Below are 9,709 nucleotides of genomic sequence, written 5' to 3'. Positions count from 1 at the left end.
TCGTCGCCGGCGTTTCCGGCGCGGCGGCCTGCGGCTCGCTGACTTGGGGCTGGAACGGCGTGTTGCGATCCGGCACCCGGATGGGGATGTCGTCGGCTACCGGCACGGGCTGGGAGTCGAGCACCATGGGCAGGATGATGACGGCGGCGAGGACGAGCGCGACGGCGCCGGCCAACCTGCGCCGCGCGCGGCCGCGCAGCTCCGCAGCCTGAACCTCGCTAGGCACTGCCGCCCTTTTGGAGGACTGCGCCTGGTCGGCAGGATCTTTGCGTTTGAAAAAACCCATGGAGGAGAATTCCTTGCGGCTATATGGCGGCGGGCCGCCCTGGAGCGTCTGACCCGTTCTTGCCTATGCCTTGCGACCCAGAGCCTGCAAAACCGAGGCTACGGTGAGAAACGATCCGAACACCACGATTCTATCATTCTCGCCCGCCCGTTCGCGCGCCGCGGCAAAGGCCTGGGCCGGGTCCGCGTAGGATTCGATGCCCGGGCTTTCGCCTCCCGCCGGCACCGGCGGCAAGGCGGCCGCGACCTGGTCGGCCAGCGCCTGGCCGGAGGTGCCGCGGGGGCCGGGCAAGCCGGCGCAGTACCAGTAGTCGATGCGCGTGCCGAGCTTGGCCACGACGCCGGCGAGGTCCTTGTCGTTGAGCATGCCGAACACCGCGTGGGTGTAGGGATGGAAGCCCATGTTGTCGAGGTTCTGCGCCAGCACCGCGGCGGCGTGCGGATTGTGGGCCACGTCCAGGATGACGGCGGGCTGGCCGGGCAGGATCTGGAAGCGGCCGGGCAGCGACGCCTGCAGCAGCCCCAGGCGCACGGCCTGCTGCGGCACAGGCAGGCGATCGCGCAGGGATTCCAGCGCGGCCAGCGCGGCCGAGGCGTTCAGCAACTGGTTGGCGCCGCGCAGCGCCGGATAGGCCAGCGAATTGCGGCGCTGCTCGCGCCCGCCGTAGGCCCACTGCTGGCGATCGCCGGAGTAGTTGTAGTCGCGCCCGAACAGCCATAGGTCCGCGCCGATCTCCTGGACGTAGTCGAGCAGGGATTGCGGCGGCACCGGATCGCTGCAGATGGCGGGACGGCCGGACCGGTAGATGTGGGCCTTCTCGAAGCCGATCTTCTCGCGGGTGTCGCCCAGCCAGTCGGTGTGGTCCAGGTCCACGCTGGTGACGATGGCGCAATCGGCGTCGACGATGTTGACCGCGTCCAGCCGGCCGCCCAGCCCGACTTCCAGCACCACGGCGTCCAGGCGAGATTGCGAGAACAGCCGCAGGATGGCCAGCGTGGTGAATTCGAAATACGTGAGGGAAACGTCGCCGCGCGCCGCCTCGACGGCCTGGAACTGGGCGATCAGGGCCTCGTCCGTGGCGATCTGCCCATTGATGCGGGCGCGCTCGTTGAAGTCGATCAGGTGGGGCGAGGTGTAGAGCCCGACCTTGTAGCCCGCCGCCAGCAGGATGGCTTCGAGCATGGCACAGGTGGAACCCTTGCCGTTGGTGCCGCCGACGACGAACTTCACGGCGGACAGTTCCAGCTCCATGCGCGCCGCCACTTCCCGCACCCGGTCCAGGCCCATGTCGATCGCGGTGGCGTGGATGGATTCCAGGTACTGCAGCCAATCGGACAGGGTCGAGGAAGCGTCAGGCGTACGTACAGAAGACATGGCGAGGCCGTGAAGTGGGATCAGCCTTGGATTTTAGCAGTCCGGGCCCGGTGTTTTCCCTAATCCCCTAGGGCGTGGCACGGTATCCGGCCGGAAAAACCGCTTGCCGTAATTTTTTTCATACGTAAAAATGAATTCACGTATGAGAAATTTAATGGAAGCACCATGACCCAACCCACGACGCCCAGCTGGCTGGTCCGCGAGGCCGACGTCCCCGGCTACCACCCCGCCAATCACACCGGCACCCTCAACCGGCGGCTGATCGGCCCGGACACCGTGGGCGCCCGCGGCGTGGAAGTGCTGCTGGGCGTGATCGACAAGGGCAAGGGCGCCCTGCCGCATGCCCACCCGGGCATCGAGCAGGTCTGCTACCTGCTCTCGGGCACGGCGCGCGCGCAGGTGCAAGACGAGTGGGCCGACATGGTGGCCGGCGACTGCTGCTACTTCCCGCCCGACGTGCCCCACGTGTTCACCGTGACCAGCGACGAGCCCGCGCGCCTGCTGGTGATCTACACGCCCCCTTATGAAGAATCCCCGGACCGCGTGATCCGGGGCTTTCCGGCGAATCCCCCCGCCGCCTGACGCGGCAGGGTCCGGGAGCGCGGCCGCAGAAGCCGCGCGCCGGGCCGACAACACAGGAGACAACCCCATGAAATCCCTCAGCCTGCTGGGCGCCGCCGTGCTCGGCGGGGCGGCCTTGGTGGCCGCCCCCCACGCCCAGGCCGCCGACTACCCCGCCAAACCCATCACCCTGGTCGTGCCCTTCCCCGCCGGTTCCGGCACCGACGCCGTCGGCCGCATTTTCGGCTCCGAGCTGTCGGCCATCCTGGGGCAGCAGATCGTGGTCGAGAACAAGCCCGGCGCCAACGCCACCATTGCCGCCAGCTACGTGGCGCGCGCCAAGCCGGACGGCTACACGCTGTTCGTCACCACCAATACCTCGCATTCCGCGGCGCCCTGGCTGATGAAGAATGTGCCTTACGATCCCGTCAAGGACTTCACGCCCATCGCCCGCGGCGGCAACCTGCCGTTCATCCTCGTGACCAATCCCAAGCGCCCCTGGAAGACCGTCGGCGACCTGGTGGCCGACGCGCGCCAGCATCCCGGCCGCATCACCTACGCCAGCGGCAACAGCACCGGCATCGTCGCCGGCGCCACCCTGGCCAACCGCGCCAAGATCGACATCCTGCACGTGCCCTACAAAGGCACGCCGCAGGGCCTGACCGACGTGATCGGCGGGCAGGTGGATTTCATGTTCACCGACCTGGCGTCGGGCCTGCCCTTCGTGCAGTCGGGCCAGTTGCGCGCCCTGGCCGTGTCCACCGCCGAACGCAGCGCCATCGTGCCGGACTTGCCTTCCATGGCCGAGGCCGGCGTGCAGGATTTCGACCTGAACTCCTGGAACGGCTATTTCGGCCCGGCGGGCCTGCCGCCGGAAGTGGTGGCCAAGCTGAATGCCGCGATCAACCAGGTCGTCGCCAAGCCCGACGTGAAGAAACGCCTGGCCGACCTGGGCTTCGACGCGTTCTCCAGCACGCCGGAAGCCTTCGGCCAGTTCGTGGGAGAACAACGCGACCTCTGGGGCAAGCTGATCCGCGACGCGGGAATCGAGCAGCAATGACGGCACAGCCCTCCTCCGCCTCCTCCGGCCCGCTGGCCGGCGTGCGCATCCTGGACCTCAGCTCGGTGGTCATGGGCCCCTACGCCACCCAGGTCCTGGGCGACCTGGGCGCCGACGTCATCAAGGTGGAGCCGCCCTCGGGCGACAACCTGCGGGCCGTGGGGCCCATGCGCAATCCCGGCATGGGGCATCTGTACCTGCACCTGAACCGCAACAAGCGTTCGGTGGTGCTGGACCTGAAGACGCCCGAGGGCCTGGCCGCCTGCCTGAAGCTGGCCGAGAGTTGCGACGCCCTGCTCTACAACATCCGCCCCCAGGCCATGGCCCGGCTGGGCCTGTCCTATGAAGCGGTGGCCGCGCGCAGTCCGCGCATCGTCTACCTGGGCGCCTATGGTTTCGGCGAGGCCGGCCCCTATGCGGGCCGGCCCGCCTACGACGACCTGATCCAGGGCCAGACCGGCATCGCCGCTCTCTCCGCCCAGCAAAGCGGTGAATTGCCGCGCTATGCCCCCTTGACCCTGGCCGACCGCGCCGTCGGGCTGCACGTGGGGATCGCGCTGGTGTCCGCCGTGCTGCATGCCCGGGCCAGCGGACGCGGCCAGCAAGTGGAAATTCCCATGTTCGAAGGCATGGCCCACCTCGTGCTGGGCGACCACCTGGGCGGCGCCACCTTCGAGCCGCCGCTGGGGCCCACCGGCTACGCGCGCCTGCTCGCGCCGCACCGCCGGCCCTACGCCACGGCCGACGGCTACATCTGCCTGCTGATCTACAACGACAAGCACTGGCGCAATTTCTTCGACCTGATCGGCCGGCCCGAGCTCGCGCAGGATCCGCGCTTCCGCTCGCATGGCGCGCGGGCCGCGCACATCAGCGAGGTCTACGCCTTCGTGGCCGACGTCGTCGCCACGCGCTCCAGCAAGGCATGGCTGGCGGACCTGGAAAAGGCGGACATTCCCGCCTCCGAACTCTATACGGTGGACGGCCTGCTGCAGGACGAGCACCTGGCCGCGACCGGCTTCATCCGCCGCCTGGAGCACCCCAGCGAAGGCGCCATACGCACCACCGCGCCGCTGGGACGCTACGAGGGCACGCCCACCGCCCTGCGCCGACCCGCCCCCAGGCTGGGCCAGCACAGCCGCGAAGTGCTGGAAGAAGCCGGCTACGACCCCGAACGGATCAACGCCATGGTCGCCCATGGCATCACCCAGGATGGAAGCGAAGATGGACTTTGAATTCACCCCCGAACAACTGGCCTTGCGCGACGCCGTGTCGCGCATCTGCGAGCGCTATCCCGACGAATACTGGCTGGAACGCGACCGCGAAGGCGGCTTCCCCGAGCCCCTGCATGCCGACCTGGCGCGCGACGGCTGGCTCGGCATCGCCATGCCCCCGGAATACGGCGGCGCCGGCCTCGGCATGACCGAGGCCGCGCTCATGATGCAGACCATCGCCGCCTCCGGCGCCGGCTTCACCGGCGCCTCGGCCGTCCACATGAACATCTTCGGGCTGAACCCCGTGGTGGTATTCGGCACGGACGAACAGCGCGGCCGCTGGCTGGAGCCGCTGATCGCCGGCCGCGAGAAGGCCTGCTTCGCCGTGACCGAGCCCGACGCCGGCCTGGACACCACCAAGCTCGGCACCCGCGCCGTGCGCCAGGGCGACGAATACATCGTGCATGGCCGCAAGATCTGGATCTCCACGGCGCAGGTCGCCAACAAGATGCTGCTGCTGGCGCGCACCACCCCGCTGTCCGAGGTGGAAAAGCCCACCCAGGGGCTGTCGCTGTTCTATACCGACCTGGACCGCGAGCACATCGAAGTCCGCGAGATCGAGAAAATGGGCCGCAAGGCCGTGGACTCCAACATGCTGTTCATCGACGGCCTGCGGATCCCGGTGGCCGACCGCATCGGCGAGGAAGGCCGGGGATTCGAGTACATCCTGCACGGCCTGAACCCGGAGCGCATCCTGATCGCCGCCGAGGCGGTGGGCATCGGCCGCGCCGCGCTCGACCGGGCCGTGAAATATGCCGGCGAACGCATCGTGTTCGGCCGCCCGATAGGCCAGAACCAGGGCATCCAGCATCCGCTGGCCCAGGCCTGGATGCAGCTGGAGGCGGCGGACCTGATGGTGTTCAAGGCCGCCAGCCTGTACGACGCGGGCAAGCCCTGCGGCCCCTACGCCAACTCAGCCAAGTACCTGGCGGCCGAGGCCGGCTACAACGCCTGCCAGACGGCGGTCATGACGCTGGGCGGCATGGGCTATGCCAAGGAATACCACGTGGAGCGGCTGCTACGCGAAAGCTTCATTCCCCGCATCGCGCCCGTGAGCCCACAGCTGATCATGTGCTTCATCGCGGAAAAAGTGCTGGGGCTGCCCAAGTCCTATTGAACGCGGCGGGCAGCCGGGCCGGCCTCAGGCCTGCTGCTCCAGCGCCGTGCAGGCCGCCCGCAGGATCCGGGCGTAGTTCTCCTGCTCCGGCTCGATCCGGTAGATCGGGCCGCCCACCGAAATGGCGTAGTGCTCGCCGGAGAGCGTGACCGGCCAGGCGATGGCGCCGACATCCGGAATGGATTCCCCGCTGTTCATGAACCAGCCGCGCTGGCGCGACCGGTCGAGATCGGCGAACAGCGCCTCGCGGGTGATCAGCGTGCGCTCGTTGTAGCGGGTCATCGGCATGCCTGCCAGGAGAGCCTCGCGCGCCGGCCCCTCAAGCAGCGACAACAACGCTTTACCCAGCGAATTCGCGTGAACGTCCTTGAACTCGCCGGCAACAGGCGCGTATCGGATCGTATGCGGCGAATCCAGCACGTCCAGGTAGACGACCCGGCCGTCCTGGGTCAACTTGGCGAAAACAATGGTTTCGCGGGTGGCTTCCCGCAGTTCGACGAGGCTGGGGTAGACCCGGTCCAGCACCGGATCGGCGCGCGCGATGCGCTGCGCCATGGCCAGCAGCCGCCCCGTCGGGTAATAGCCCTGGCGGCGGCCGGTTTCATAGAGATAGCCCAGCCCGGTCAGGGTGCGGATCAGCGCCAGGCAGCTGGAAACCGGGACGTCCAGCAGCCGGGCCAACTCCGACAGGGGCAACGCGCGCTTTTCGCGGGCATAGGTTTCGATGATTTCGATAACTCTCAGCGCCGTCTTGACACTCATTGCCCCATCCAAACCATTAGCGTGTGAAATATCAGACCCACCGAAAGCTAAAGTTCGCCGCAGTCCTGCCGTAATGGTAGCTGAGAATTCCCTGAAAACAGCGCGTTCCTCCGAGACGCCCTCATCGCCGTTGGAGTGATCATGGCCGTAACCCCGTTAGCCCCTGTATCGTTCGCGCCCGCGCCGGTCGCGCCCGCCCCCGTCGTGGCGGATCCCGCCATCAGCGTCACCCCGGTCGCCACCGCGACGAACAGCGGCGCCTCCGACAGCGCCACGTCGGGACAGTCCGATTCGCAGAAGCTCCCGCTGGACAAGGCGCTGGAGGAAATCAACGATCAGATGAAGGCCTGGTCCACCCAGCTCCAGTTCGAAATCGACCCCGACGTGCACCAGGTGGTGGTGTCGGTCGTGGACGCCGAATCGGGCGACGTCTTGCGCACCATCCCCAGCGAGACCGTGCTGAAGATCGCCAAAATGATCGTGAACATGCAGGGCAACGGCATCAAGACCACCGCCTGATCGGCGAATTAAAACGGTGTTTGACGCATTTTCCGCCACAAAAGCACCGAATTAGGCATGCCTTATGCCCTTACCCGGCCAATCGCCGGCTCCGTATTTTTGACAGAATCGCATCGCTAGGAAGGATTTCACATGGCTTCTATTACTAATCTCGGTTCGACTACCGGACTCCCGCTGGAAGAAATTCTCACGAAGCTTCAGGCGGCGGAGGACAAGAAGCTGAGCCTGTACTCCAATCGCCAGGCCAGCTACGAGGCCCGGGTGAGCGCCTATGGCCAGATTCAAAGCGCAGTGGAAGCCCTGCAAAAGGCCGCTTTGGCGCTGGGCAAGTCGTCGACGCTGGACGCCGTGAAGGCGAACGTGGTTGGCGAAGGGCTGACCGCCACCATAGGCGAGAACGGCGCCACGATGGGCGAATACGCCATCAAGGTAAAGAGCCTGGCCGCCGCCCAGACCCTGCAATCGGGCAACGTCGGAAGCCGCACGGCCTCCAATGGCGCCGATGGCTCGTTTGAAATCGAGTTGACCAGCGGCGACAAGCACACCGTCGAGCTGAATGGCGACACCTCGCTCAATGGCATTGCCAAAGCCATCAACAGCGACGACAAGGCCGGCGTGCGTGCCACGATCATCACCAACGAAAGCGGCAGCTACCTGATGCTCAGCGCCAAGGACACGGGCCTGCAAGCATCGGTCAAGTCCATCACGGTGACGGGCGACGACAAGCTGAAGAACATTCTCAGCTACAACGCCGGCGCCGCCACGGAGATGACGCAACAGACCGCGGCCGCGGACTCGGAAATCGAGATCAACGGCATTACCGTCAAGAGCGGCAGCAACAACATTTCGACCGCCATCGACGGCATCACGCTGAACCTGACCGCCCTCACCGGCACCGACGCCGCGACCGGGAACGACAAGGTCGTCACCCTCAAGCTGCAAAGCGACACCAGCGTGGCGAGCAAGGCCGTCCAGGATTTCGTCAACGCCTACAACTCGCTGCAAAGCACGATCACGAAGCTGACGGCTTTCGACGTGGCGGCCGCCACCAACCAGGCTCTGACTGGCGACAGCACGACGCGCGGCATCCAGTCGTCCATGTCCAGCGCCTTGCAGGTCGTCACCTCCGAGGGCTCGCTGCGTTCGCTGGCCGATCTCGGTATCACGCTGGACCCCAAGACCGGCCAATTGAAGCTGGATCAAAAGGAACTGGACAAGGCGCTGACCGCCAACCCCGCCGACGTCAAGCGCATCATGATGTCGCCCGACGGCCTTGCCGCCAAGTTCGACACCGCCGCCAAGGCGGCCCTGGGCAGCAACGGTTCCATCAAGCTCAGCCAGGACGGCCTGAACGAATCCATCAAGGACGTCAAGGATCAACTTGCCCGTGCCAAGGCTTCGAGCACCGCATCCATGGACGCCATGCGTGCCCAATTCATCGCATTGGACAAGTTCGTATCGCAGCAGACTGTCACGGCCAACTACCTGACCCAACAGTTCGCGGCTCTGAGCAAGTCCAAGTAATTTATAGAAGATGCATTAATGACTTACGCCGCCCGCCGTCCGACCGGCTCCCACTCCGTGCGTTCCTACGCCGACATTGGCCTGGAGACCCAGGTTCTGGGCGCCAGCCCGGAAAGGCTGATTTCGCTGCTGTATTTGGGAGCCCGGGCGGCCATCGGGCAGGCCCGTCTCCACCTCCAGGAAGATAGGACAATGGAGCGCGGCGCCGCTATCTCGAAGGCGATCAAGATCGTCGATGAAGGCCTGAAGACCGGATTGAACATGGAAGCGGGCGGTGAAATCGCCGCGAATCTCGCCCGTCTGTACGACTACATCGTCCGCATGCTGTTGTTGGCGAACCTGCGCGCGGACGCGGAAGCACTCGAAACCGCCGACCGCCTGCTGGCGGACCTGGCTGAAGCCTGGCAGACATCCATAGACCGCTCCGTCGCCGGCACGCAGCCTTGAAGGCATGGCATACGCATAGCCCAGCCATCGAACGCCCGAGATTTCCATGACGTCCATTACCCAGTACACCTCCCCCATCCTGGAACACTACCAGGAGATCGCTCTCATCACGGGAGAAATGCTAGCGGCCGCCCAGACGGGCGATTGGGACGGCGCCATGGTCCATGGCCAACTTTATTGCGAGCGGGTCGAGCGCCTGCGCCATGTGGAGCGCGCCACGCCGCTGGACGAGTCCGGCCGCGCCATGAAGTACGACCTGCTCGTGCGCATCCTCGAAAACGATGCCCAAACAAGGGACCTCGCCCTTCCGCAGCTGGCGCGCCTCGGGGAATTGCTGGGACGCATGAAACGCCAGCAGACGCTATTGTCCGCATACGGCAATCAGGCGCCTGAAGAATGAGCGTAGGTCCCGCCGCACTCGGCAACGTCCTGGTGCAGCGGCTGGACGCCGTGCTTGGCACGACGATGTCCGCCGCCAACGCGAATCTTGCCTCCGGCGCCCGCGCCGACGCGGTCAGCCAGCCCGGCAGCCTGGAAAAGCCCGGTCCTTCCGACGGTTCGACCCGCGATCCCCGACAAGGCATACCGTCTGGCGGCGCCCGAGGCGACCGCCAGAATACTGTTGTCGACGCCAAGACCGCCGCCGCCCTGGCGCTGGCGGCGCGCGGGCTGGTCACCAGCAGCGACCTCACGGCTTCGGCCCCGACCACGCTGGGCACGACCGCGCGCGCGATTCTTGCGCTGCTGGCCCAATACCCCGAGGCCGCCCCCGCCGTTCAGGGGCGCGC

10 protein-coding genes and 2 pseudogenes are annotated in these 9,709 nt (G+C 66.4%); 9 read left to right on the top strand and 3 right to left on the bottom strand.

Annotated elements, in window-relative coordinates:
* A pseudogene (locus ADE01S_RS30795) lies at nt 1–286 on the bottom strand (SPOR domain-containing protein); the annotation flags it as partial.
* Between the two features lie 63 nt (nt 287–349).
* Complete coding sequence (folC, locus tag ADE01S_RS30790) at nt 350–1,660, bottom strand: bifunctional tetrahydrofolate synthase/dihydrofolate synthase (protein WP_062685558.1); 1,311 nt, start codon at nt 1,658–1,660, stop codon at nt 350–352.
* A gap of 165 nt (nt 1,661–1,825) precedes the next feature.
* On the opposite strand from folC, the gene ADE01S_RS30785 reads away from it, so the two are divergent.
* From ADE01S_RS30785 to ADE01S_RS30770, 4 genes are all read left to right on the top strand, one after another.
* On the top strand, nt 1,826–2,242 hold the full coding sequence (locus ADE01S_RS30785; RefSeq protein ID WP_062685557.1) for a cupin domain-containing protein: 417 nt from the start codon (nt 1,826–1,828) through the stop codon (nt 2,240–2,242).
* Between the two features lie 67 nt (nt 2,243–2,309).
* Nucleotides 2,310–3,281: a Bug family tripartite tricarboxylate transporter substrate binding protein gene (locus ADE01S_RS30780; protein ID WP_062685556.1), complete on the top strand. Its 972-nt coding sequence runs from the start codon at nt 2,310–2,312 to the stop codon at nt 3,279–3,281.
* Nucleotides 3,278–4,513, top strand: coding sequence for a CaiB/BaiF CoA transferase family protein (locus ADE01S_RS30775; RefSeq protein WP_062685555.1), 1,236 nt, complete (start codon nt 3,278–3,280; stop codon nt 4,511–4,513). The genes ADE01S_RS30780 and ADE01S_RS30775 overlap by 4 nt, the downstream gene beginning before the upstream one ends.
* Complete coding sequence (locus tag ADE01S_RS30770) at nt 4,503–5,669, top strand: acyl-CoA dehydrogenase family protein (RefSeq protein WP_062685554.1); 1,167 nt, start codon at nt 4,503–4,505, stop codon at nt 5,667–5,669. The genes ADE01S_RS30775 and ADE01S_RS30770 overlap by 11 nt, the downstream gene beginning before the upstream one ends.
* 24 nt (nt 5,670–5,693) lie before the next feature.
* Here the strand turns inward: ADE01S_RS30770 and ADE01S_RS30765 are convergent, their stop codons facing one another.
* On the bottom strand, nt 5,694–6,431 hold the full coding sequence (locus ADE01S_RS30765) for an IclR family transcriptional regulator (protein ID WP_062685553.1): 738 nt from the start codon (nt 6,429–6,431) through the stop codon (nt 5,694–5,696).
* Nucleotides 6,432–6,572: 141 nt separating this feature from the next.
* On the opposite strand from ADE01S_RS30765, the gene ADE01S_RS30760 reads away from it, so the two are divergent.
* From ADE01S_RS30760 to ADE01S_RS30740, 5 genes and pseudogenes are all read left to right on the top strand, one after another.
* The gene (locus tag ADE01S_RS30760) at nt 6,573–6,950 is read left to right on the top strand and encodes a flagellar protein FlaG (protein ID WP_062685552.1); all 378 of its coding nucleotides are present in this window, start codon (nt 6,573–6,575) and stop codon (nt 6,948–6,950) included.
* Nucleotides 6,951–7,082: 132 nt separating this feature from the next.
* Nucleotides 7,083–8,474 (top strand): flagellar filament capping protein FliD, encoded by a 1,392-nt coding sequence (fliD, locus tag ADE01S_RS30755; RefSeq protein ID WP_062685551.1) that lies wholly within the window; start codon nt 7,083–7,085, stop codon nt 8,472–8,474.
* Between the two features lie 18 nt (nt 8,475–8,492).
* Nucleotides 8,493–8,921, top strand: coding sequence for a flagellar export chaperone FliS (gene fliS / locus ADE01S_RS30750; protein WP_062685550.1), 429 nt, complete (start codon nt 8,493–8,495; stop codon nt 8,919–8,921).
* A 46-nt stretch (nt 8,922–8,967) separates the two neighbouring features.
* Complete coding sequence (locus tag ADE01S_RS30745) at nt 8,968–9,321, top strand: flagellar protein FliT (RefSeq protein WP_062685549.1); 354 nt, start codon at nt 8,968–8,970, stop codon at nt 9,319–9,321.
* Nucleotides 9,318–9,709: pseudogene (locus tag ADE01S_RS30740) on the top strand (flagellar hook-length control protein FliK); the annotation flags it as partial. The gene ADE01S_RS30745 and the pseudogene ADE01S_RS30740, both read left to right, overlap by 4 nt.

This window comes from Achromobacter denitrificans NBRC 15125 (genome assembly GCF_001571365.1).
In the GTDB taxonomy this organism is placed as follows: Bacteria; Pseudomonadota; Gammaproteobacteria; order Burkholderiales; family Burkholderiaceae_B; genus Achromobacter; species Achromobacter denitrificans.
This window is presented reverse-complemented; position numbering and strand designations above follow the sequence as displayed.

Bases quoted from the DNA above. Each gene is read 5' to 3' on its own strand.
- folC (WP_062685558.1), bottom strand. From the start codon at position 1,660: ATGTCTTCTGTACGTACGCCTGACGCTTCCTCGACCCTGTCCGATTGG.
- ADE01S_RS30785 (WP_062685557.1), top strand. From the start codon at position 1,826: ATGACCCAACCCACGACGCCCAGCTGGCTGGTCCGCGAGGCCGACGTC.
- ADE01S_RS30780 (WP_062685556.1), top strand. From the start codon at position 2,310: ATGAAATCCCTCAGCCTGCTGGGCGCCGCCGTGCTCGGCGGGGCGGCC.
- ADE01S_RS30775 (WP_062685555.1), top strand. From the start codon at position 3,278: ATGACGGCACAGCCCTCCTCCGCCTCCTCCGGCCCGCTGGCCGGCGTG.
- ADE01S_RS30770 (WP_062685554.1), top strand. From the start codon at position 4,503: ATGGACTTTGAATTCACCCCCGAACAACTGGCCTTGCGCGACGCCGTG.
- ADE01S_RS30765 (WP_062685553.1), bottom strand. From the start codon at position 6,431: ATGAGTGTCAAGACGGCGCTGAGAGTTATCGAAATCATCGAAACCTAT.
- ADE01S_RS30760 (WP_062685552.1), top strand. From the start codon at position 6,573: ATGGCCGTAACCCCGTTAGCCCCTGTATCGTTCGCGCCCGCGCCGGTC.
- fliD (WP_062685551.1), top strand. From the start codon at position 7,083: ATGGCTTCTATTACTAATCTCGGTTCGACTACCGGACTCCCGCTGGAA.
- fliS (WP_062685550.1), top strand. From the start codon at position 8,493: ATGACTTACGCCGCCCGCCGTCCGACCGGCTCCCACTCCGTGCGTTCC.
- ADE01S_RS30745 (WP_062685549.1), top strand. From the start codon at position 8,968: ATGACGTCCATTACCCAGTACACCTCCCCCATCCTGGAACACTACCAG.